The sequence below is a fragment of the Bacillus sp. JJ1562 genome, from assembly GCF_036962705.1.
Taxonomy (GTDB): domain Bacteria; phylum Bacillota; class Bacilli; order Bacillales; family Bacillaceae_L; genus Ferdinandcohnia.
Map to the genome: position 1 here is coordinate 53,192 of NZ_JBALOQ010000050.1, position 22,709 is coordinate 75,900.

Consider the following 22,709-nt stretch of genomic DNA (forward strand, 5'->3'; position numbering starts at 1 on the left):
AGCATAAATGCCAGATAAACAATGACTATTGTATAAAAAAGGAAAAGGTCCTAGCATAAATGCCAGATAAGTAATGACTATTGTATAAAAAAGGAAAAAGTCCTAGCGTAAATTCCCGAAGTTATGGCTCAAATAATAAAAATACCAGAAGGTGTTCTGAACTTTGGTGCAACCTTTCGTTTCTATTTTCGACTATACATAAAAAGGGGGGCGACGATTTGAAATATATAAAAGGGATACTTGTCCTATTGTTACTTTTTCTGATTTCTATGGGCATTATCCCTCGTCAGGCATTAGCATGTGATTGTGCTCAACCTCAATCAGTAGAAGATGAGTTAAATAGAAAAACAGCCGTTTTTTCCGGAAAGGTGATTGATCTTGTTGATGAAAATAAATTTTCCTACAGCCAATCAAGTGGTGATCCAATTAAATGTTATTTGAAGTTAACGAAAGCTGGAAGGGAGCCAATACTTCACAGGTCATCGTAAGCACTGCAAGATCAGGTGCAAGCTGTGGTTATGAATTTGAATTAAATAAGGAATACATTGTATATGCTTACGGGGATAAAAATCAATTAGAAACGGGATATTGTGAAAGAACGGCATTATTATCTGCAGCAGGTGAGGATTTAACAATACTCGGCAAGGGGAAAGAACCAACTGAAAAAGTGGACTTGCGAGATGAACTGGGAGAATCCAATCCTGTTTTGTATGTCTCTATAATCGTGATCTTATTAATTGTCGGATTCATTATCTGGAAAAGAAGAAAAAAACCTAGATTATAAGCTTAACAATCTAAAACTCTGTCAATACTAGTATTGGAGGTGGAGTTTATGGCGTTAAAAGTTAAGGTGTTTGATGAAGAGCATGAAGAGGATTTAGAGCATAAGATGAATAGATTCTTTGAGAATGTGGATGAACATGATATTGTAGAGGTTAAATTCCAAGTTGGGGTTTCCTGTGACCAAGAGGATGAACAAATTTTTTGTTTTTCAGCGATGATCATATATAGAGCCTAACCCACAAATGTTTGTTGGGTTAGGCTCTATATTAGTTACGTATGGTATTGGATTGCTTTCCTGCGTTTTCTCCGGCTAATCTACCTGTCACAAGGGCTGAGGTGATGTTATAGCCGCCAGTATATCCGTGAATATCAAGAACTTCTCCGCAGAAAAAGAGCCCCTTCATGAACTTTGATTCCATTTCTTTTGGGTGAATTTCCTTTATTGAAACACCACCACCTGTTACAAATGCTTTTTCAATCGATAGTGTCCCGTTGACTGTGAACTGAAATTGTTTGCAATCCTTAGCAAAGGCACGAATGCTATCATGAGACAAATTTGCATAGGTAACCTGAGGGTCGATTTCATTTTTCTCTAATAAAAATAGGAGATACCTTTCTGGTAAAAACCCTTTTACTATATTTTTAAGAGCTTTCTTTGGATCTTCTTTTGCTAGTTTTAAAATCTGTTGAAAGATTTGTTCCTCGTTCATTGATGGAAGTGCATCAATACTCATAACTACACGGTCAACCTTAAATTTCTTCATCGTTTTTACAACAAATTGGCTACAGCGTAAAACCGCAGGTCCCGAAATACCAAAATGAGTGAACAGCATGTCCATTTGATGGGTGATCACTGTTTTTCCCTTTGGATTTAACACACTAACAGCAACGTCACGTAGTGCTAGACCTTGTAAGGTTTTGTTTTTAATAAAATCTTCATCAGATGTAACTGGAACTTCAGTTGGAAATAGATCTGTGATCGTATGACCAGCAGCTTCTGCCCAAGCATATCCGTCTCCGGTCGATCCCGTTTGTGGCACGGATTTACCGCCGACAGCGACTACGATACAGCTAGCCCCAAAGTATTCGCCGTTTTTCAAATGAACACCAGCGACATGTCCATCTTTGTATTCAAGCTTAGCAACCGGTGTGTTTGTTTTGATATGCACATCTAAAGATTTGAGTCTAGTTAACAATGCATCGACCACTGATTGGGCTTTATTAGTGGTTGGAAACATTCTCCCGTGGTCCTCTTCTTTAAGTTGAATCCCTAATTTTTCAAAGAAAGTAATAATATCTACATTATTAAAAACAGAAAAAGCACTATATAAAAAGCGGCCATTCCCTGGAATATGCTTAATGATTTCATCGATTGGAAGCCGGTTTGTGACATTACAGCGTCCTCCACCTGAAATCGCAAGCTTTCTTCCAAGCTTATCCCCTTTATCTAAAAGAAGAACCTTCGCCCCTTGCTCAGCAGCGGCTATCGCAGCCATTAAGCCTGAAGGCCCTCCTCCAATTACAATTACATCATACTGCAAATCGAACACTCCTTTTTAATCTAAGAACCGTTTACGAACATCAGGTGGAGGAAGCATACAGCTTTCCTGTTTCCCAAACCATTTATAACGATTATTGGCAATTACATGATAAAATATATCCCTAATTGGTGCTGGAATAAATCTAAATATATAAAGAAAGCGGTAGAGACCTTTTAGATTACGACAGACCCTAAGCGCCGCACTTGATTTTGTAAAAAAACGATCACCTTCAATTAATACGAAACTATTAGTATCTTCAGGAATACCATGTTTTTTCAATAATGCTTTTCCAGCATCACTTTGAAGCGACGCAAAATGGTAAAGTTGTTTCGAATCTCTTTTCAGAATAAATTGCACACTGCTATTGCAAAAATTACAAACGCCATCAAACAATATAATATGATTCATGGCTTTCCACACTCCTATTGTTTCTTATTTACATCATATCATGGGAACGGAGTATAGAATAACGTTGAAATTCAAAACTAACAAGTCTAAACTATACATTACATAGCTAAAGAAGCCAATATGTCATGAAACAGACAAATAATTTTAGGTTATTAAATATTATAAATATGATAAACTTGATTAGTTAGTCTTCAAAACTAAAGATTGGGGATTTTATATGTCAGATTCAAAATTATTGCGTGGGACGTTTGTCTTAACCCTTGCTACATATATTTCTCGAGTACTTGGAATGATTTATGTTTTTCCATTTGTTTATTTAGTTGGAGATATTGGTTCTGCCCTTTATTCTTATGGGTATGCACAATATACAATTTTCTTATTTATATCAACAGCGGGAATTCCAGCTGCTGTTTCAAAATTTGTTTCGAAATATAATTCCCTTGGCGATTATCATACCGGAATAAGGATGTATAAATCCGGACTGATCGTAATGGGACTTACCGGTATATTAGGCTTTACAATCCTTAACTTACTTGCACCGATTCTTGCGCCGATTGTTCTAGGTGGAGAAGATGCAAAGAATACGATTGAAGATGTTACATATGTCATTCGAATGGTGAGTTTTGCCTTACTTGTAGTACCGATTATGAGTATTCAACGAGGCTTTTTCCAAGGACATCAATCAATGGGACCAACGGCTGTCTCACAGGTTATAGAACAAATTGTTCGTATTTTATTCGTCCTGTCTGCAACCTTTATTGTGATGAAGGTGATGGATGGTGAAAGGGTATTCGCAGTTGGTTTAGCCACATTTGGTGCGTTTGTCGGGGCACTTGGAGGACTTGCGGTACTCCTGTGGTATTGGTTTAAACGGAAACCATATTTAAATGAAATGCTCGCAAAAAGTAGACCACAAACGGATATGACAACAAAGGAAATGTTCAAGGAGCTTTTCTCCTATGCAGGACCGTTTGTCCTTGTTGGACTTTCGATTCCTCTATATCAATACGTTGACCAATTAACCTTTAACAGGACAATGATCGAAAACGGTTTTGACAAAGATGTATCGGAGGGATTATTTTCATATGTAACATTTATGGTTCCAAAATTAGTCATGATTCCTGTATCCTTAGCAACGGCATTTAGTTTGACCCTTGTTCCAACTATTACAAATTCATTTACATCAGGAGATTTTAAGCTACTTAGAAGTCAAATTGATAAGACATTTCAAATTTGTGTCCTGTTGGTTTTACCGGCAGTTGTTGGTTTATCTGTATTAGCGTACCCGACCTTCAATGCGCTATTTGAAATGAGTGAGGCAGGTGGCCGAATATTAAGATGGTATGCGCCTGTAGCGATTCTATTTTCGTTTTATTCGATTGCAGCAGCTATCTTACAAGGAATTAATAAGCAAAAATTTGCGGTAGTGAGTTTGTTTATGGGACTCATTCTCAAAATCAGTTTCAATAGTCTGTTTATAACATGGTTTGGGGAGATTGGTTCGGTTCTTGCTACTGCTTTAGGATACACAGTAGCCATTTCTTATTGCTTCTGGATGATTTCTAGACATGCAGGATATAGTTATTCATTGTTTGCAAGAAGATCGCTGTTAATGGCTATTTTTGCGACATTGATGGCATTGGCGATTTTATTGATTGAATGGTTATTATCATTTATTGTCGGTTACGAGAATGGCAGAGTACAGTCAATCTTTGTATTAATAATAGGAATTGCTGTTGGTGCTGTTACGTACCTATATTTAGCATATCGTTCACGCCTATTAGAGGTCCTAATTGGCAATCGATTTGCATTTTTATCAAGAAATGGGAAAAAGGCTGTGCAGTAATTGACAGCCTTTTTTCAAATCTTACATTCAAGTATGTGTGTGAGGTTCGGTTAATCCCGGGGTTAGAAGGTTCCCAAGGTGTTATTCTTGGAAATCACGCAATCCTAAGCGGCGTTCAATTCGATCAACACGACGATCTAAACGATCAACTTGGTTATCTAATCTTAGGATTTGACGTTCGAGTTGATCGAGACGACGGTTAATGTTTCCAACGCCACCTCCAGGGAATCCGGGGCCTCCAGGGAATCCGGGGCCTCCAGGGAATCCGGGTTGGAAAGGTTGTTGACGATAATCATAATAATACATGTGTAATCGCTCCTTTTTCTTTTTAAAATTACAGTAACAGTGTATGTATATAGGGCGTTTGTGCAATGAATAAAACGCCTATTCTTATAAAGATGGGTATTTGTACAGGTAAAGGAGGTAATTGCATTGCGAATTGATAAATTACTTGCCAATCGAGGCTTTGGAAGTCGAAAAGAGGTTAAAGGCTTATTAAAATCAGGAGCAGTTCAAATAAATGGCGTTCCGGTCAAAGATTCTAGTAAGCATATTAAAGTTGAATCAGATACGGTCACCGTTCATGGAGAAGTGATTGAATACAAGGAATTCATCTATTTAATGTTGAATAAACCTCAAGGAGTTATTTCCGCAACAGAGGATTATCTTCATGATACAGTCTTAGATCTGTTAGAAATGGAAGATACGGTCTACAAGCCTTTTCCGGTGGGGCGTTTGGACAAGGATACGGAAGGGCTATTACTTCTAACGAATGATGGGCAGCTTGCACATCAATTGCTTTCTCCCAAAAAACATGTTCCGAAAACGTATTTGGCTATCATAGACGGTGAGGTAACGGTTGAGGATGTGGAAGCTTTTCGAAACGGAGTTACCCTTGATGATGGATATGAAACAATGCCAGCTGTTCTTACAATCATAAGTAGTGGCTTACGTTCTGAGATTGAAGTCATCATCGAGGAAGGAAAATTCCACCAAGTAAAACGAATGTTTGAAGCAGTAGGAAAACGTGTCGTTTATTTGAAAAGAATTAAAATGGGGCCATTGCCACTAGATGAAACGCTTGACCTTGGTGAATATCGTGAGCTCACTGACGAAGAGGTTATGTTATTAAAAACGTATACGAAAAATTAACAAGGGCTGTCTTTGTGTGACAGCCCCTTTTTCATTAGAATCTAGTTTCTACATTTGTATCTGTATGTAAAGGCCTTCTAATTGTGAAGTTATTTGCTACCTTCTCCATGCGCCCCTTATGTTCGCTGCTACGATATTTTGACTTTCTTCTTTGTGATGGTCCATTTTCCTCGGCTAGGGCTGCGAACCAGATCATTATATGCTAACACATTCAAATCACGCTGAATGGTTCGTGATGTAGTTCCAAATTCGTCCACAAGTTCCTGTGTTGTTACAGTCCCATTTTCGTTAATAAACATGTAGACTGATTTGATACGAGTTAACATACGGTTTGTTGAAGGCTTCAAAAAACCACTCCTTATCATTTTTGTACATGATCAACATGCCTCAGTCTTACCAAATTAATATCCAAAAATAGCGTTTTGCAATAGGTTTTCATTGTATTAGGTGAACAATCGTATATATATGTCCCTTATCACCTCATTTCTTTGCAGGTGCGTTTGCTATATATATATAGTTGTATCTGAATAGTATGACTATTTCTACATAAATTGTCAAAAATCTTCTTTTGTATCTATTATTATCATATATTATTTCTACTATTCTGTTTTTTACATTTTAATTACAGTTTGGTAAAGCTTGTCTAAAGTGAGGGAACTTTTTTGGGGTGATTTTCGTATGTATTGGTGGAGGGGTTGTTTATGGAACAGACATTATTGGAAGTCTCGATTCAGAATTCTGGATATGAAGAAAACAGTAAGATTGTAGAAGATCTTTCTTTTTTGATTAAACGTGGTGAAATTGTTGGGCTTATTGGGCCAAATGGTGCCGGGAAAAGTACAACAATAAAAACGATTCTTGGATTATTAGAAAATACCAATGGAAAAATTGATTTTATTAATAACCATACATATGCGTATATCCCGGAAAGACCGATTTTTTACGATGAATTGACTTTATGGGAACACCTCGACTTGGCGGCAGGGGTGATGGAGATTGAAGACGCTCACTTTAATGAAAGGGCGATGAAATTGGTTGGGCTCTTCCATATGGAAAAAGTGATTCATAAGCTACCAAGTACATTTTCTAAAGGAATGCAGCAGAAGGTAATGCTCATAACTGCTTTTCTCATAAAACCTGATATTTATATTATTGATGAACCATTTGTTGGATTAGACCCGATGGCGATGCAGGATTTTTTAACGCTTATCGAATTGGAGAAACAGCGCGGAGCAGGAATCTTGATGAGTACACATGTCCTAGATACTGCAGAAAGAGTATGTGATCGTTTCTTATTGGTAGCAGGAGGTAGACTAAAAGCTCAGGGAAATCTTGATGACATCCGCACAAAAGCTAATCTACATGAAGGCTCGCTCCTCCGTTTTTTTAACCAAATCGTGCAAGGTGAGTCCTCCTATGAATAACAATCTGTTTATAACTCGATTTCGTAAGGAAATAGCGTATCAGTGGGGAGTATTTAGAAGTGTTGTAGACTGGACGATTTTTCTATATTTATTCATTCCTGCTATTGCGATTGGAGGCTATCATTATTATACATGGTGGTCTGAAATTCCGAGTTGGGTAAGCGGTGTCCCACTTTTATTTTTATTTAGCTTGGTTTATTTTTTCTGCTGGCACGGTCGTATTCGGACATTCTTGGAGGAGGCAGACCAATTATTTCTAATACAAAAACGCCATCTTGTGATTACTTTGAAAAAATGGACAAGAAATCTATATGTGCTTGGATATAGTTTAGGAATACTATTTTTAGTTGCTGCTTTGTCACCATTTTTATTAAAACATTACAAACTATCCTTAATTGAAATTTCTGTATTAGCCATTTATTTTATCAGCTTAAAGGCACTCATACTTGGGTGGAAACAGTACTTAGATGCTATTGTTTCAACATGGAAAAAGGGCTTTTACACGATTTTGCTTTTCATTGCAATTGGGGCTTACTCGGTCTTACTTGTAAATTGGTCCCTAGATACGTCTGTTATATTTTTACTTATCCTCAGTCTATTTCAATGGCTTTTATTTTTATTGAACTCCTCTAGAAGGATCAACAGGCTTACAACATTTTCTTCCGATGTTGATACTGAGAAACAAGCAAAGCTTATGTATGTAAATTCAATTTTTCTCCTTTCAGAATATGTGGAAAAAGTGCCAAATCAGAAGAAACGGAGTCCGCTTTTTTATCGAAACTCAAAACGAATTTTTAAAAATCGCAATCGTAGGAAGAGCTTGCAAGAATTATGTGTAAAAGTATTTTTTCGGAACAAATCCAATCTGTTTCAAGGTTTACAAATCACAAGTATCACAACGGCAGCCTTGCTTATCATTCCTCCCATTTGGATTAAATGTTTAATCTTTTTTGGCTTTATTATCATTCTAAGAATGTGGGTAAAGCTTGTAAGTAATCGAATATTGTCCAATCATTTTATCGTCAACGTAAGAAAGGATGATATTATTCGTCTTCAGACGGAAAACTATATTGTGAATTTCATTTCGCTTCCTGTAATATCAATAGTGGGCTTAGTATTAATTTTATTCACCTTAAGTCCGTTACTTCTATAATGGTGGAGTGAATGCATTAAAAGTATACAATTATATGGGGTCCCCCTTGGCTGAATAAAATTAAAGCCTCCGGCGGATGCCACGATTTTTCAAAGGAAATTTTTCGAGCTTAAGATCAAAGACTAAGAACGCCACATCCTGTGGCAACGTCTCTGTGACCCACATCGTGTGGGCCTAAAAAAATCGGGCACAAATACGCCTTGGCGTATTTGATTTACTGATCATACTGTAAGGAGGGATTCAGATGGAACATATTAACTGGTTAGAAGAAGTAGAGAAACGTAAAGATCAACTAATAAAAGATACTCAGGAGTTCTTAAGAATAAAAAGTGTTCTTGATGAAGAAAATGGAACCCCGACTGCGCCGTTTGGAGCAGGAATTGATGAGGCACTTCATTATTTATTGGACAAAGGCAGTGAGGATGGCTTTACCTCTAAAAATCTAGATGGATATGCAGGCCATCTCGAAATGGGCACTGGAGAAGAATTAATCGGGATATTATGTCACATTGATGTGGTTCCAGAAGGAGATGGCTGGTCCAGTGATCCATATGGTGCGGAAATTCATGATGGAAAAATAATTGCAAGAGGCTCTTTAGACGATAAAGGACCTACAATGGCAGCGTATTACGCGATGAAAATTATAAAGGAATTAAATCTCCCACTATCAAAGCGCGTTCGAATGATTATTGGAACAGATGAAGAAAGTGATTGGCGTTGTGTGGACCATTATTTCAAACACGAGGAAATGCCGACGATGGGCTTTGCGCCTGATGCAGATTTTCCTATCATTTATGCTGAAAAAGGAATTGCAGATTTTGATTTAGTTCAAAAATCGGACCTTTCTGCTAATGCTGAGCTTCATTTAGAGTCATTCAGTTCAGGACGTCGCTACAACATGGTTCCGGATTTTGCCGAGGCTAAGCTTGAAGGCACAGGCAATTTACTTGAAATGGTCAATGCATTTCAAGAGTTTTTAGACAAGAACTCGTTAATGGGGCGAGGCATTTGTGATGAGGATACTGTAATTTTTCAGTTAGAAGGCGTATCAGCACACGGAATGGAGCCAGACCATGGGAAAAATGCCGGTCTATATTTGGCCTCATTTTTACAAGGGTATTCATTAGATGAAAAAGCAAATAATTATTTAAGCATTGTAAATGAGTACTTTGTGGGGGATTCAAGGGGAAGAAGCTTAGGTGTTGCTTATAGCGACGAGATCACAGGTGACTTAACCATCAATGTTGGAAAGCTTTCTTATTCTGCTGCAGAAGGTGGAAGACTTGGTTTAAACCTACGTTATCCAGTAACAAATGATATGGCTGTTACGAAAAAGAAACTTGAAGAAGTGTGCGAGGAAATTGGTTTTGAGCTTATGAATTACAGCAATTCTGCACCTCACCATGTGGATAATAATCATCCGTTGATTCAAACCCTTCAAAAAGTATATGAAGAACAGACAGGTGAAGAAGCTACTTTAGTTTCAATTGGTGGAGGTACATATGCAAGGTCCTTAGAAGCAGGCGTTGCCTTTGGACCATTGTTCCCAGGACGACCTGATGTTGCCCACCAAAAGGATGAATTTATTTTAGTAGATGACTTACTAAAAGCTACTGCCATCTACGCTCAAGCAATATATGAATTAGCGAAATAAAATTAGTTAGTGGCCCGCCAAGGATGGCGGGCTTTTGTGTGGAATGTTGCTAAAATCGATAGAATCAAAATAAAATCGATAGAACGAAAATAAAATCGATAGGACCCAAATAAAACCGATAGAAATTTTTAAGTATCGTTTTTATAAAAAATGTCTTATGAAATTTGCAGGATTTTAACCAAATTTGTAGAAAAAAGAGTTAGAAATAAAAAAGGAGTCGGCAATATGACCAAAAAAGAACTTGAAATGCCACTTAGATTACGAAAATTGGAGGCGCTTCTAAGAAGATTAGATGAATCCCATCCAAAATATGCAGCAATTCGGGAAGAATACGGAAAACGAATGTCTGGATACCGAGGCGAGCAATCCTTAAAGTATTATTTGAGCTTTTTAAAGGAAAAAGACTATTTAACTCTTCATAATTTACGCCTTCCAGATATCTCCGGGGAACATTACTTTGAAATTGACATTCTTCTAATTAGTCCAACTTATATTTTAATCATTGATGCGAAGAATTATCGCGGTGAACTTTATTTTGAAGGGAAGTTTGAGCAACTTATTCAAACCATTGACGATAAAAAGAAGGCATACTCCTGTCCAATCGCGCAAATCAATAGACACCAGATGCAAATTAGACGAATGTTACAATATTTAAAATTTCCTCCAATCCCAATTGAAACTTTAGTCGTTTTTACAAATACATCGTCAATTATATCCGCAAGCAATGATCACAAACAAATTCATAAGGTAATAAAAAGCTCCAGTTTTCTTACAAGAACAGATCTATTTGAAAAGAGACATAGAAAAGAATTTTATGAGAAAAAACAACTTCAAAGATTATCAAAGTCACTTTTGAAAAAACACACTCCATTTGATGAAGATATTCTTAAACAATTTAGGGTAGATCAAAAGGATTTAATTAAGGGAGTAGTTTGTCCGAAATGTGGCAAACTTCCCATGTATAGAACTGAAAGGCTATGGCATTGTAAATCCTGTCATTATTCCTCAAATAAGTCTTATCTACAATCACTAATTGATTATCAATTAATCATCGGCAATTCCATTACAAACAGTCAACTAAGGGACTTCTTAAACCTTTCATCTCCAACCGCAGCAAGAAATATTTTTCTATCCCTAAATTTAAAACACACTGGCACTCTACGCCACCGCGTATATTTCTTCTAGTAAATCTAATCCCTCACCCTAAGTTTCCCTTTCCAGCAAAGTTTGCTAAAATAATTGAATAACAAATGACATTAAAAGGGGCTTTCAAATGGAGCATCAAACCCATTATTTTCTTGCACTTGCACTTCCAGCCGAGACAAAAGAGTTGTTGTTCAAATGGCGAGAAATGCTTGAACCACGGTTGCCGTTTAAGTCTTGGGTTCATCCAGAGGATTTACATATTACGCTTGCTTTTTTGGGAGGGCAGGCATCGTTTAAACAACTAACTGCGATAAAAATGCAAATGCCCGAAATTGCGAAGCAACACGAAAAATTTACACTTCAATTAAATGGTTTAGGCATCTTTGGAAAATCAGCCTCTCCACGTATCTTCTGGGCGGGAGTAGAGGAAAGCGAGTCATTACGTGCACTGCAAAAAGATGTATATGAAGCGTGTACTGACTTGGGTTTTTCCCTTGATAAGCGGCCATTTACTCCGCATATAACAATGGCGAGAAAATGGAAATCGGAAACTCCATTTTTGCCAACACTATTAAAGGATATCGTGCAACCCAAGGAAGACAAAGCAATCATTAAAGCGGAACATTTCGTGTTATATCAAACCCATATGAACCGATCGCCAAAGTATCAGCCGTTATCTATTTTTTCATTGAGTTAAAAAGGGGAATAATCGATGAGATATGTTAAGATTTGTATTCAAATCGCCCTTTTATATCTGATCTATTGGGTGGGAACCTTGATACAAGGGCTTTTGCACACATCCATACCAGGAAGTATTATTGGGATGATTTTGTTGTTTTTATTGTTGCATACAAAAATTATCAAAGATAAATGGTTAGGAGATGGGGCACAATTTTTGCTCACCTATTTAGCACTTCTCTTTGTACCGGCAACCGTTGGGATTATGGATTACCTATCCTTTTTTAATGGGAAGGGAATTATAACTGTAGCCATTGTATTATTGAGTACATTTCTTGTAATGCTTATCTCAAGTGTAGTTGGTGAAAAAATTGCGACCAGGAAAAAGCAAAGCAAGAATATTGAGGAGGGCTACGGGGCATGAATATTGTTTTTACAATTGCTTCAATCATTTGTACGATTGTTATTTTCCTATTGATGACGAGGCTGTATAAACGAATCACTCACCCGTTACTTGTGCCAATTGCAACAACTACATTGATAATCCTTATCTTCTTACTCATTTTCTCCATTCCATATGAAACATATATGTTGGGTGGAAAATGGATTGATGAGCTACTTGGTCCTGCCGTTGTAGCATTAGCCTATCCTTTATATCAAAATCGCAAATCTCTAAAAGAATTTTTCATGCCTATAATAATAGGTGTCTTTGTAGGTTCAACGGCTGGAATTGCAACAGGGCTTTATTTTTCAAAAGTATTAGCAATAGACCCTGAAATCATGCTTTCAATCGCTCCAAAATCAGTTACGACTCCGGTTGCGATGGATATAGCTAGTGTAACAGGGGGGGTTCCTGCGCTTGCAGCTGTATACGTCATGATTGCCGGAATTTCAGGTGCCGTGTTTGGTCCATTACTCTTAAAAATGGTAAAGGTCGATCACTTTGTTGGTGTTGGTTTAGGGTTCGGGACAGCATCACATGGAATTGGTACGGCAAGAGCGCTAGAAATAGGAACAAATGAAGGAGCAATAAGCTCGATTGCGATGATCTTGAGCGCTGTTTATACGTCGGTAATATTGCCGGTATTGGTTTCTTTTTTAATATGATGAGGTGTAATAAAGTTGGGACAATTAATAAAACTGCAAGATTATGTTTCTCGATATGAGGTTGATATGTTTCGGTATCCCGGACAGTATATCCGCCTAAAAAAACAACAATGGGTAAAGACGAAAGCAAAAGAATCAGGGTCGGTCGATGAACTGAAGCAACAATTTCTTGATCATATTTTTGAATTTCAGATGAAGTGGGCAAGCTCTACAGTTCGTGAAAAATCGTTTGTCGACAAGGAATTTTACAGGGATCCGGAATTAAAATATTTTCTTCAACGATTTCCAGACACTTATCTAGTCCTATATAGACCTATATTCAAATTGAAAAAAGCACCTGTTGAAGTGGAAATCATTATCATTAGCCCCACAACAACCTGGCTAATCACCATCCTTGAAGGTGAAGAAAACAGTGTGTTTCTTGGTTCACATGAACGGTTTTGGACAGAAAAAAGCGGGCGCCATGATAAAAAAGTGTTATCACCGATGATTGAACTTGATCGCATGGATGGGATTGTCCGCACGATTTATTCACTATATGGGATCGAGTTACCGATTCGAAAAGTGATATTGAATCGAACAGGTTACTTTGATTTTCCGCTTGTACCTTATGATGTAGAATTAGTGGAAAAGCGAAATTATGAAGAGTGGTTTACTTCTTTAAGAAATATGAGTTCTCCATTAAAACATATGCAGTTAAAAGCAGGCAATGCTTTACTGCAATATTGTCAGACAGTCTGTGTTCGTAGAATGGATTAGGATGCATTAGCATCCTTTTTTCATATTGCCTTCTTTATAAATATAAAATACTATTAAAGCATGAATGTCGAATTGTCTAGAGGATAAACTATGAAACTATTAATTTTTATTGTTAATCAAAAGGCCGGAAATGGTAAAGGATTAAAGGTTTGGAAAAAGCTAAAGCATGAGCTTGAACGAAAAAAAGTCTATTACCGCTCATTCTTCACAAAACACCCAAATCACGCACAGGAATTGGCACGACAAATCGGATCCATGTTTGAGGACAAAGTCGAGGCTGTTATTGCTGTTGGTGGGGATGGAACGATTAATGAGGTTGTTAATGGGATGGTGCATTACCCCGAAATAAAAGTGGGATATATCCCAGCTGGGTCGGGAAATGATTTTTCAAGAGGATTTAAAGTTCCAAAGTCACCACTAGACGCACTTTCCTTTATCCTTCGAAACAAGTCAAATAAGGGAAAATGGTTTGATATCGGAAAATGTAGGGTCCAAGGAAAATCGAACAGCTCCTATTTTGTGAGTAGCTTAGGTACAGGCTTTGATGCAGCGGTTTCAAAGCTAACGAATGAATCGAAAATGAAAAAGTATTTAAATAAAGTTCATCTAGGATCATTAGCCTATGTTGGCGCCCTTATTCGTCTCCTTTTTTCCTATCACCTTACGAGTGTTTCGTTAAACATAGATGGAAAATACTATCAATATGACAATGTTTGGTTTGTAACAGTATCTAATCAACCCTTTTATGGTGGGGGTATGAAAATTTCCCCAAAAGCTAACACAATGGATGGTATCTTTGATGTTACAGTCGTTCATAATCTTTCAAGATTAAAGCTCTTATTCGTGTTTGTAACTGTGTTTTTTGGGGCCCATACAAAGTTTAAAGAAATTGCACAACATAGGGGAGTAAATATAAAGGTTGAATCTGATGAGAAAATGCTAGTACATGCAGATGGTGAATTAATCGGACAAATTCCTGTACAGGTGGAAGTCCAACATCGAAAACTTCCCTTTTTGGTTAAATAAGCCTAATTAGTATCGCTTACCAGAGTTGTTTTACCTATTTTTTAGATTCAAAATGTTACTTTTTCTTGATTTAATTGTAATTGAACGCTAAAATTTAGTAAGATAGCTATTGTTATATAGATCATCAATAGCTGTCTTTTTTTATTTTACATTTATTAGGAAATGTTGTGTTTATATTGGAGATAAACTGGCTTACATACGTATTAGGCAACGAGTGGGAATTCTCCCCAGCGGGTGGTGCAACGGGGGACGCGTATTTTGCCCAATTAAATGATAAAAAAATATTTCTAAAAAGAAATTCATCCCCATTTCTAGCTGTCCTTTCCGCAGAAGGTATTGTCCCAAAGCTAATTTGGACGAAACGCCTAGAAAATGGTGATGTTGTGACTGCACAACAATGGCTAAGTGGTAGAGAACTTAAGCCAGTTGACATGAATGGTGAAAATGTCGCAGGTTTGCTTAAAAAAATTCACCAGTCGAATGAACTTTTAGAAATGCTTAGACGTATAGGAAAGAAGCCTATAGAAGCTAAGGATGTTTTGCAAGATGTTGTACAGAAATTACATCCTGATTTACTAAAAATTGATATTGTGAACAAAGCAATCAAGTTCTTAGAGAAAGAACAAGATAATGTCAAAACAGACCATAATGTCGTTTGCCATTCAGATGTCAATCATAATAATTGGTTATTGTCAGATGATGATGAGCTCTACTTAATTGATTGGGATGGAGCAATGATTGCGGATCCTGCTGCTGATATTGGTATGCTTTTACATTGGTATATAAAAAAAGAAGACTGGCCAAAATGGATCAGTCTTTATGGAATGGAGTTAACGGATCATTTACATCTCCGTATGAAATGGTATGTGGTTGCACAATCACTAAATCTCTTAGGTTTGTATCATCTGAAAAATAAGGACAAAGAAGTTCTTCATTGGCTGCAATATTTAGAGAAATTGTTATGAGTATTGGTCAATATCAGATATCCACTGACTAATTTGATTTTGATGCGATTCAATATGATTATCGAGATGCTGGGTATATTGACCTTGTTGACTATAATAATAGACATCGGTTAAAACTTGTTTTACACTCTGGTCAATATTCGGATTTGCAATGAGAGATTGAATTAATCTCCCTAACTGCTCACATTCAGAAACTGTCCCACAGCAATCCATTTGATGGTTGGATAATATATCCTTTAATATATCCATTTGATGTGTATGATCTAGAGGCATTTAAAACACTTCCTTTTTGATATTGTCTATATACTACATTTCCATGAAACGCTCTTTTTTATACGATGTAAAACCGGAAACTCACCATTGGTGGGTTTTCTTTTTTGGGAATTATAATTAAAATAGAGCCTTGCACGAATGGTAAGGACATGTTATCCTTTTGTGCGATACAATTTAAATGAGGTGGCAATCATGCGTTTACGCAATAAACCGTGGGCGAAGGAAAAATTAGCGTCATACCCACAATACGTAATCGAAAACCCAATCGATCAAAAAGGGAACTGGAAGCAAATTTTTGGAAATGATAATCCGATTCATATAGAAGTAGGTACTGGAAAAGGAAGATTTGTTACAGAAATGGCAAAAGCTCATCCTGATATCAACTATATTGGGATAGAATTATATGAAAGTGTTATCGTCTCGGCTTTAGATCGTGTGATTGAGGCAGAAATTCCAAATATCAAGTTATTAAATCAAAATGCAGTAAACTTAAGGGACTTTTTTGACAAAGGTGAAATCGAACGAGTTTATCTTAATTTTAGTGATCCTTGGCCAAAGACGCGACATGATAAACGTCGATTAACGTACAAAACATTTCTAAGCATGTATGAGGACATTCTAGTTGATGAGGGAGAAATCCATTTTAAAACAGATAATCGAGGGTTATTTGAATTTTCGCTTCGAAGTTTTTCTGAATATGGTCTCCTTTTAACATTTGTAAGTCTTGATTTGCATAAATCTGACTTTGAAGGAAATATCATGACGGAGTATGAAGAAAAGTTTTCTGAGATGGGGCATCCTATTTATCGCTCTGAAGTTCGATATCAAAATAAATAACCGAAACGTATCCCATGAACCATTAGGTTTATGGGTTTTGTTATTTTATAATTTTCTTAATAATGATAAAATGAATGCATCATAAACGAGAGGGGCGGGGAAAGAATGGAGCAGCTTACAATTGGTGATATTACACTTACTTGGCTTAATGGCGGAGTAACAAATTTAGATGGTGGAGCTATGTTTGGTGTTGTTCCTAAACCATTATGGTCAAGAAAATATCCACAAAATGAAAAAAATCAAATAGAGCTTCGAACGGATCCAATCCTTGTTAAAGCAGGCACAAAAAATATTTTAATTGAATCCGGAATTGGAAATGGGAAGCTAACAGATAAACTAAAACGAAATTTCGGCGTTCTTGAGGAGTCTTCAATTGATCAATCATTGGCAGAACTAGGACTTGCAACGAGCGATATTGATATAGTCTTAATGACTCATCTTCACTTTGATCATGCTTGTGGTCTTACAAAATGGGAGCATGATAAATTGGTCCCTACCTTTGAAAACGCTGTTATTTATGCTTCTAATGTAGAATGGGAAGAAATGCGAAATCCAAATATCCGTTCAAAAGCGACATACTGGAAGGAAAATTGGGAAGCAATTGAACATCAAGTAAAGACCTTCAGTGATAGGCTTGATGTTGCAGAAGGAATTACGATGGTACATACAGGTGGGCATAGTGCTGGTCATTCCATCATATTATTTGAAAGCAAAGATGAACGGGCGATTCATATGGCTGATATTATGCCAACTCATGCACATCAAAATGTGTTATGGGTAATGGCGTATGATGATTATCCAATGAAATCAATTGAACAAAAACAAAGATGGATGGGTGAAGGACTCGAAAAACAAGCGTGGTATGTTTTTTATCATGATGCTTATTATCGAGCAATAAAATGGAATCAAGCAGGAGAAATAATTGATTCCTTGAAAAGAGTTCGTGAATAAAAAAAGCTTATAAGATTGTCGTGTCTTATAAGCTCAAGTACTTTATAAAGGATTTACCTCTAAAATAGAACCTGTTTTTGCATCCATAACGAATTCATATTGGTGGCTTTCTTGATTTATTTTACGGGAAATGCCACCTTTGTACACTTGATACTGAATTCCTGACTTTGAGTAGTCTTCGGGATTCATTTGAATCCAGGACCCATCAATGGGGCCATTTTTTTTGAAAGCTTCTTTTGCCATTTTTAAGGCTCTGTCACCGGGGATCGTTGAGTCACTTAATGCTTCTTTTAAAAGAAGAGCACTTGCAAAACCGACACCAAAGCCAAATAAAAACTTATTCCAGCTCATATTATCCCTCCTAACCGAACTTAATTCATACTACAAGTATAACTGATTTTTTAAAATTCGCTATGTTCGCTATGGTAACAAAAAAACAATTTCGATATACTAAATAATGTACATAAATAGAATCTAACAAAAAACGACACGTTTTTAATCTGGAAGGAGAATGACATTGAAACAGGATACACTAGAGCTTTTTAAAACGTTAACTGAGCTTCCTGGAGCTTCAGGAAATGAACACCAGGTAAGAAAGTTTATGCGCACACAACTTGAAAAATACTCAGATGAGGTTGTACAAGATGGATTAGGTAGTATTTTTGGAGTACGTCGCGGTGATGCTAATGGTCCAACAGTCATGGTCGCTGGCCACATGGACGAAGTTGGATTCATGATCACTTCAATCACAGATAATGGAATGCTTCGCTTCCAAACACTAGGCGGCTGGTGGAGCCAAGTGCTTCTTGCACAACGAGTACAAATTATTACAGATAATGGCCCTGTAATCGGGGTAATCGGCTCAATCCCGCCACATCTATTAGAAGAGAGCCAACGTAATAAACCAATGGATATAAAAAATATGTTAATTGATATTGGTGCTGATGATCGTGAAGATGCAATTCGTATTGGTATTAAGCCTGGTCAACAGGTTGTACCGATTTGTCCATTTACACCAATGGCAAATGAAAAGAAAGTTTTAGCAAAGGCATGGGATAACCGTTATGGCTGTGGTCTCTCTATTGAACTGTTAAAGGAATTACAGGGCATCCAGCTACCGAATACGCTATATTCTGGAGCAACTGTACAAGAGGAGGTTGGTCTAAGAGGAGCACGAACTTCAGCGACCATGATAAAACCGGATATTTTCTTTGCACTTGATGCAAGTCCAGCCAACGATATGTCAGGAGATAAAAATGCATTTGGTAAACTTGGACAAGGTGCTTTACTTCGAATTTTTGACCGTTCCATGATTACGCATCGTGGTATGCGTGAATTCGTGCTGGATACTGCTGAATCAAATAACATTAAGTATCAATACTTTGTTTCTCAAGGTGGAACAGATGCGGGTCAAGTTCATCTTTCAAATGAAGGGGTTCCATCAGCAGTAATTGGTATTTGTTCTCGTTATATTCATACACATGCTTCGATTATTCATGTTGACGATTATGCAGCTGCAAAAGAATTACTCGTTACTCTTGTAAAGTCATCTGACCGTACAACAGTAGATTCCATTCGCCAAAATGGGTAAAACTAATTAAACAATTAACATGCTCGGCATTTGCCGAGCATTCATTTTGGAAATGAGGTGTTTTAGTTGTTACAAGTTGCAATTGGTACAAAAAATCCTGCGAAAGTAGATGCAATCATGAGGGGATTTGATGGTGTTGAAGCAGACTTTTTACCTACATCTGTTTCCTCAGGTGTATCTGATCAACCTTTTTCTGATGAGGAAACAATTCAAGGTGCAATTAATCGTGCTAAAACTGCTCTTGAAATAGAAGGTGCTGACCTTGGGGTTGGTCTAGAGGGTGGCGTCGTTGAATCTAAATTTGGTTTGTTTTTATGTAATTGGGGTGCGATCTTTGACAAGAATAATGAACCGATTATTGCAGGTGGAGCAAGAATTCTCCTCCCAGATGAAATCGCTCGAGAATTAAAAAAAGGCATCGAGCTCGGAGACGTTATGGAGGAATTCACAAAGCAAAAAGACATTCGAAAGGCTGAAGGTGCTATCGGCATCTTCACGAATCACTATGTTAACAGAAAAGACATGTTTACTCATGTTGTAAAACTCCTAGTCGGTCAATTTACATACAAGAAAAATGCCTAATAATTAAATAATTTAAAATGGTACTTATTACATATTGATTAAAATTATAAAATTAGTCTTGCAACATAGAATTTAATATGTTTATTATAGAAAATAGAGAAATATAAGCAAATCTTCCTTTTTAACTATATTCAGCAGAAGTCGGCCACTTCTTCTGAAAAAGTTAAAGCCTCCGGCGGATGCCACGATTTTTTAAAGGAAATTTTTCGAGCATGCTCGATAAAAATCGGGCGCAAATACGCCATGGCGCATTTGATTAAGGGGTGAGAGTAAATGAAACTGGGGAAGGTCCTTTTTTTAGCCTTGCTATTGATAGTAGGACTTTTGTCAGGTTGCGCATCAGTTGAAGATGAATCGAAGGAAACGGTTACATCTGTTGAAACGGCATTTAAAGCCCAACCTGAAAAAACAAATAGTGAAAATGGAGAAGTATCCTTTTATCTACCGTCTACTATGAAGATAGAAAACAAGGATGAATATAATGTAATCCTTCAAAAAGGAGATCAAGCCTTTATTTTATTTATAAATCCAATTGAAGAACGGACCAGTGATGTTCTGTATAAGGAAATCGCTGCAAAGGAGTTTGTAGTTGACCAATCCTTTACAGACAAAGAGCGTTATGGATATGTTAAAGCATTTGAAAACAAGGACAAGCTTTACTTTGTCACAGTTGGCATTGGTGGAGTAAAAATGACGACAGAAGTGAAGGTAAGCGAGATGTCAGAAAGTGCTTCAGAAATGATGGAAATTGTTTCATCCGTTCAATACTAACTTTAATTATAGCCCCGCTAATTGGTAGGGGCTTTTATTTGTTTTTAGAAAGAGAATATACGATAATAGGTGCATATGGATTTTGGAGGTTATGAACATGAAGAAATTTGAAAATATAGATCAATATCAAGAGATTATCCAAAACGGAAAAAACATACTAATGTTTTCGGCAGATTGGTGTCCAGATTGCCGTTTTATCGACCCATTCTTACCTGAAATTGAAAATACATTCCCTGACTTTACATTTTACTATGTTGACCGTGATGAATTTATCGATTTATGTGCGACTTTAAATGTTTTTGGTATCCCTAGCTTTGTGGCATATGAAAATGGAAAAGAAACTGGTCGATTTGTAAGTAAAGACCGTAAAACGAAGGAAGAAATTGAACAGTTCATTAATGAGCTCTCTTAAGAACATAGAAAAGAGAGGAGATTGATTCTATGGACTCAAAAAATAATAGGAAAATGGACTCGAAAAAATTAAAGAAAATCATTCAAGAGAAACTTGCAAAGCACAACTGGCACTTTTCCTTCGACCCCAAAAAAGACACATTACGTATTGAGGACAAAGAAACAAAAAAAGGAATGACAGTGACACTTCCAGGGATTATTGCGAAATATCAGGAAGAAGGCCCAGCAAGTCTTGATGAGGTCATTTATTATATTGAAGAATCGTTAATGGTTATGAATAGTGAGCTTGAGCTGGAAGGTAAAGAAAAAAATATTTATCCTGTTATTCGTTCAACCTCATTCCCAACTCAATCAAATGATGGGGTAGACTTAGTATATGATGACCATACCGCAGAAACAAGAATCTATTATGCACTTGATTTAGGAACAACATACCGTCTGATTGATCAGAAGTTGCTTGAAAAAGAGAATTGGAAGTTTGAACGGATTCGTGAAATCGCAAGGTTCAATCTTCGTTCACTGGATGTTTCATATAAAACGGATGAGGTTGCAGGGAATACCTTTTATTTTATCAATAAAAATGATGGGTATGATGCTAGCCGTATTTTGAATGATGCCTATTTACAAAAAATGAGCCAGCAAATAAAAGGAACGATGGCAGTAGCTGTGCCACACCAGGATGTTCTGATTATAGTTGATGTGCAAAATGAAACAGGATATGATATTCTTGCACAAATGACAATGAGCTTTTTTGCAAGTGGACGTGTACCTATTACGGCTCTATCGTTTCTTTATGAAGACGGTAAGCTTGAGCCGATTTTTATCCTCGGGAAAAATCGACCAAGAAAATAAATAGACTACACCAAAAGTCGCTAGGAAAACTAGCGGCTTTTTTGTTACAATAAGGAATAGAATCAAAATGGAAGAGTGATAGTTGTGAATTGGATAAAAAGATTACTACATTTTTTAAAGACGGACGAGGATGATCCAATTGATAGTAAAACGACTCAAATCCGACAAAATAAACATATTGAGGCGAGAGTTACATACGAATACCCAAAGGGGAAATTTCGATTTCCAATCATTCCAGATCAAGAAATCAGAAAAACAGAAAAGGTTCCAACAGTAAGAACTCAGCATAAAAGAACATCACAACCTAAAAAGAGTTCAAATCTTAAGCCCGTTGTTAGTTTACAAGAGAAACAACCCTTTCGCCTAACTGAAACGCCTTCCCCAGTATATGGTCTTAGTAAGCCGAAGCCTCATGAATCTATAGAGTTTGAACTACCTTCAACACCTATCACGGATACAGACTCAATTGCTAGGGCATGGAAAGAAGCACAAGAAGAGGTTGCCCCTACAATTCTACGAACTGAGCAAACTGAACCGGATCTATTGTTTGTTTCCGACGAAGAAAAACAGCAAAAAGTTGCTAGCTTTGCAAATCAGCTGATCAGAGAAGAAGAATTAGTTAAGGAAGTTGTCGTTTCTAAGGAAACATCTGTCCAAGAACCTATAAGTGAGGAAGCGCCAATTGAGGCACTTTCCCAAGTGTCTATAAGTGAGGAAGTGCCGCCAATAGAAATAGAGGTACCTTCCCAAGAACCTATAAGTGAGGAAGCTTCAATAGAGGAGGCACCTTCCCAAGTAT

General features: G+C 37.0%; 28 protein-coding genes and 1 pseudogene. 23 read left to right on the forward strand and 6 right to left on the reverse strand.

Annotated features, from left to right (window positions below; all coding sequences use genetic code 11):
• Positions 1-218: 218 nt before the first annotated feature.
• The 3 genes from V7097_RS22615 to V7097_RS22625 are packed head-to-tail and all read left to right on the forward strand — an operon-like array spanning position 219 to position 1,018.
• Positions 219-488, forward strand: coding sequence for a hypothetical protein (locus tag V7097_RS22615; protein WP_335705886.1), 270 nt, complete (start codon positions 219-221; stop codon positions 486-488).
• The gene (locus V7097_RS22620) at positions 431-784 is read left to right on the forward strand and encodes an LPXTG cell wall anchor domain-containing protein (RefSeq protein WP_335705887.1); all 354 of its coding nucleotides are present in this window, start codon (positions 431-433) and stop codon (positions 782-784) included. Before V7097_RS22615 ends, V7097_RS22620 begins: the two co-directional genes overlap by 58 nt.
• A 48-nt stretch (positions 785-832) precedes the next feature.
• Complete coding sequence (locus V7097_RS22625) at positions 833-1,018, forward strand: sporulation protein Cse60 (protein WP_335705888.1); 186 nt, start codon at positions 833-835, stop codon at positions 1,016-1,018.
• 31 nt (positions 1,019-1,049) lie between these two features.
• Here the strand turns inward: V7097_RS22625 and V7097_RS22630 are convergent, their stop codons facing one another.
• Together V7097_RS22630 and V7097_RS22635 are read right to left on the reverse strand one after the other, a co-directional pair.
• Complete coding sequence (locus tag V7097_RS22630; protein WP_335705889.1) at positions 1,050-2,324, reverse strand: NAD(P)/FAD-dependent oxidoreductase; 1,275 nt, start codon at positions 2,322-2,324, stop codon at positions 1,050-1,052.
• Between the two features lie 15 nt (positions 2,325-2,339).
• Positions 2,340-2,732, reverse strand: a complete 393-nt coding sequence (locus V7097_RS22635; protein ID WP_335705890.1) for a thiol-disulfide oxidoreductase DCC family protein — start codon at positions 2,730-2,732, stop codon at positions 2,340-2,342.
• Between the two features lie 217 nt (positions 2,733-2,949).
• On the opposite strand from V7097_RS22635, the gene V7097_RS22640 reads away from it, so the two are divergent.
• On the forward strand, positions 2,950-4,578 hold the full coding sequence (locus tag V7097_RS22640) for a putative polysaccharide biosynthesis protein (RefSeq protein WP_335705891.1): 1,629 nt from the start codon (positions 2,950-2,952) through the stop codon (positions 4,576-4,578).
• Positions 4,579-4,659: 81 nt separating this feature from the next.
• On the opposite strand, the gene V7097_RS22645 is transcribed toward V7097_RS22640, so the two are convergent.
• On the reverse strand, positions 4,660-4,884 hold the full coding sequence (locus V7097_RS22645; RefSeq protein WP_335705892.1) for a hypothetical protein: 225 nt from the start codon (positions 4,882-4,884) through the stop codon (positions 4,660-4,662).
• A 126-nt stretch (positions 4,885-5,010) separates the two neighbouring features.
• Here V7097_RS22645 and V7097_RS22650 point away from each other — a divergent pair, with 126 nt between their 5' ends.
• Positions 5,011-5,730, forward strand: a complete 720-nt coding sequence (locus V7097_RS22650) for a pseudouridine synthase (protein ID WP_335705893.1) — start codon at positions 5,011-5,013, stop codon at positions 5,728-5,730.
• Positions 5,731-5,858: 128 nt separating this feature from the next.
• On the opposite strand, the gene V7097_RS22655 is transcribed toward V7097_RS22650, so the two are convergent.
• Positions 5,859-6,077 carry a DeoR family transcriptional regulator gene (locus tag V7097_RS22655; RefSeq protein ID WP_335705894.1) on the reverse strand — a complete coding sequence of 73 codons (219 nt, stop codon included), beginning with the start codon at positions 6,075-6,077 and terminating at the stop codon, positions 5,859-5,861.
• 354 nt (positions 6,078-6,431) lie between these two features.
• On the opposite strand from V7097_RS22655, the gene V7097_RS22660 reads away from it, so the two are divergent.
• The 10 genes from V7097_RS22660 to V7097_RS22705 all read left to right on the forward strand — a co-directional run bounded on the left by V7097_RS22660 (position 6,432) and on the right by V7097_RS22705 (position 15,642).
• The gene (locus V7097_RS22660) at positions 6,432-7,154 is read left to right on the forward strand and encodes an ABC transporter ATP-binding protein (RefSeq protein ID WP_335705895.1); all 723 of its coding nucleotides are present in this window, start codon (positions 6,432-6,434) and stop codon (positions 7,152-7,154) included.
• The gene (locus V7097_RS22665) at positions 7,147-8,307 is read left to right on the forward strand and encodes an ABC transporter permease (protein ID WP_335705896.1); all 1,161 of its coding nucleotides are present in this window, start codon (positions 7,147-7,149) and stop codon (positions 8,305-8,307) included. The genes V7097_RS22660 and V7097_RS22665 overlap by 8 nt, the downstream gene beginning before the upstream one ends.
• Positions 8,308-8,551: 244 nt before the next feature.
• Entirely contained in the window at positions 8,552-9,961 is a 1,410-nt protein-coding gene (gene pepV, locus V7097_RS22670; RefSeq protein ID WP_335705897.1) for a dipeptidase PepV, read from the forward strand.
• 225 nt (positions 9,962-10,186) lie between these two features.
• A complete protein-coding gene (locus V7097_RS22675) occupies positions 10,187-11,146 on the forward strand; it encodes an NERD domain-containing protein (RefSeq protein ID WP_335705898.1) in 960 nt (319 codons plus the stop codon).
• 88 nt (positions 11,147-11,234) lie between these two features.
• Positions 11,235-11,804, forward strand: coding sequence for an RNA 2',3'-cyclic phosphodiesterase (gene thpR, locus V7097_RS22680; RefSeq protein ID WP_335705899.1), 570 nt, complete (start codon positions 11,235-11,237; stop codon positions 11,802-11,804).
• 15 nt (positions 11,805-11,819) lie between these two features.
• Positions 11,820-12,209, forward strand: a complete 390-nt coding sequence (locus V7097_RS22685; RefSeq protein WP_335705900.1) for a CidA/LrgA family holin-like protein — start codon at positions 11,820-11,822, stop codon at positions 12,207-12,209.
• A complete protein-coding gene (locus V7097_RS22690; RefSeq protein ID WP_335705901.1) occupies positions 12,206-12,892 on the forward strand; it encodes an LrgB family protein in 687 nt (228 codons plus the stop codon). The genes V7097_RS22685 and V7097_RS22690 overlap by 4 nt, the downstream gene beginning before the upstream one ends.
• A 15-nt stretch (positions 12,893-12,907) precedes the next feature.
• Positions 12,908-13,651 carry an NERD domain-containing protein gene (locus V7097_RS22695; RefSeq protein ID WP_335705902.1) on the forward strand — a complete coding sequence of 248 codons (744 nt, stop codon included), beginning with the start codon at positions 12,908-12,910 and terminating at the stop codon, positions 13,649-13,651.
• Positions 13,652-13,741: 90 nt separating this feature from the next.
• On the forward strand, positions 13,742-14,677 hold the full coding sequence (locus tag V7097_RS22700) for a diacylglycerol/lipid kinase family protein (RefSeq protein WP_335705903.1): 936 nt from the start codon (positions 13,742-13,744) through the stop codon (positions 14,675-14,677).
• Between the two features lie 176 nt (positions 14,678-14,853).
• A complete protein-coding gene (locus V7097_RS22705) occupies positions 14,854-15,642 on the forward strand; it encodes a phosphotransferase family protein (protein WP_335705904.1) in 789 nt (262 codons plus the stop codon).
• Here V7097_RS22705 and V7097_RS22710 read toward each other — a convergent pair.
• Positions 15,637-15,915 carry a YtzH-like family protein gene (locus tag V7097_RS22710; RefSeq protein ID WP_335705905.1) on the reverse strand — a complete coding sequence of 93 codons (279 nt, stop codon included), beginning with the start codon at positions 15,913-15,915 and terminating at the stop codon, positions 15,637-15,639. The two genes, V7097_RS22705 and V7097_RS22710, sit on opposite strands and share 6 nt — an antisense overlap.
• A gap of 192 nt (positions 15,916-16,107) precedes the next feature.
• Here V7097_RS22710 and trmB point away from each other — a divergent pair, with 192 nt between their 5' ends.
• Positions 16,108-16,752: a tRNA (guanosine(46)-N7)-methyltransferase TrmB gene (gene trmB, locus V7097_RS22715; RefSeq protein ID WP_335705906.1), complete on the forward strand. Its 645-nt coding sequence runs from the start codon at positions 16,108-16,110 to the stop codon at positions 16,750-16,752.
• A gap of 105 nt (positions 16,753-16,857) precedes the next feature.
• On the forward strand, positions 16,858-17,703 hold the full coding sequence (locus V7097_RS22720; RefSeq protein WP_335705907.1) for a YtnP family quorum-quenching lactonase: 846 nt from the start codon (positions 16,858-16,860) through the stop codon (positions 17,701-17,703).
• Positions 17,704-17,745: 42 nt separating this feature from the next.
• Here the strand turns inward: V7097_RS22720 and V7097_RS22725 are convergent, their stop codons facing one another.
• On the reverse strand, positions 17,746-18,054 hold the full coding sequence (locus V7097_RS22725) for a PepSY domain-containing protein (protein WP_335705908.1): 309 nt from the start codon (positions 18,052-18,054) through the stop codon (positions 17,746-17,748).
• A gap of 160 nt (positions 18,055-18,214) precedes the next feature.
• Here V7097_RS22725 and V7097_RS22730 point away from each other — a divergent pair, with 160 nt between their 5' ends.
• The 6 genes and pseudogenes from V7097_RS22730 to V7097_RS22755 all read left to right on the forward strand — a co-directional run.
• Positions 18,215-19,294 carry a M42 family metallopeptidase gene (locus V7097_RS22730; protein WP_438824271.1) on the forward strand — a complete coding sequence of 360 codons (1,080 nt, stop codon included), beginning with the start codon at positions 18,215-18,217 and terminating at the stop codon, positions 19,292-19,294.
• A 66-nt stretch (positions 19,295-19,360) separates the two neighbouring features.
• Entirely contained in the window at positions 19,361-19,876 is a 516-nt protein-coding gene (locus V7097_RS22735; protein WP_335705910.1) for a DUF84 family protein, read from the forward strand.
• A gap of 273 nt (positions 19,877-20,149) precedes the next feature.
• On the forward strand, positions 20,150-20,647 hold the full coding sequence (locus tag V7097_RS22740) for a hypothetical protein (RefSeq protein WP_335705911.1): 498 nt from the start codon (positions 20,150-20,152) through the stop codon (positions 20,645-20,647).
• A 97-nt stretch (positions 20,648-20,744) separates the two neighbouring features.
• Positions 20,745-21,059: a thioredoxin family protein gene (locus V7097_RS22745; protein WP_335705912.1), complete on the forward strand. Its 315-nt coding sequence runs from the start codon at positions 20,745-20,747 to the stop codon at positions 21,057-21,059.
• A gap of 53 nt (positions 21,060-21,112) precedes the next feature.
• A complete protein-coding gene (locus tag V7097_RS22750) occupies positions 21,113-21,910 on the forward strand; it encodes a DUF1444 domain-containing protein (protein ID WP_335705917.1) in 798 nt (265 codons plus the stop codon).
• An 84-nt stretch (positions 21,911-21,994) separates the two neighbouring features.
• Positions 21,995-22,709, forward strand: a pseudogene (locus V7097_RS22755) (DNA translocase FtsK); the annotation flags it as partial.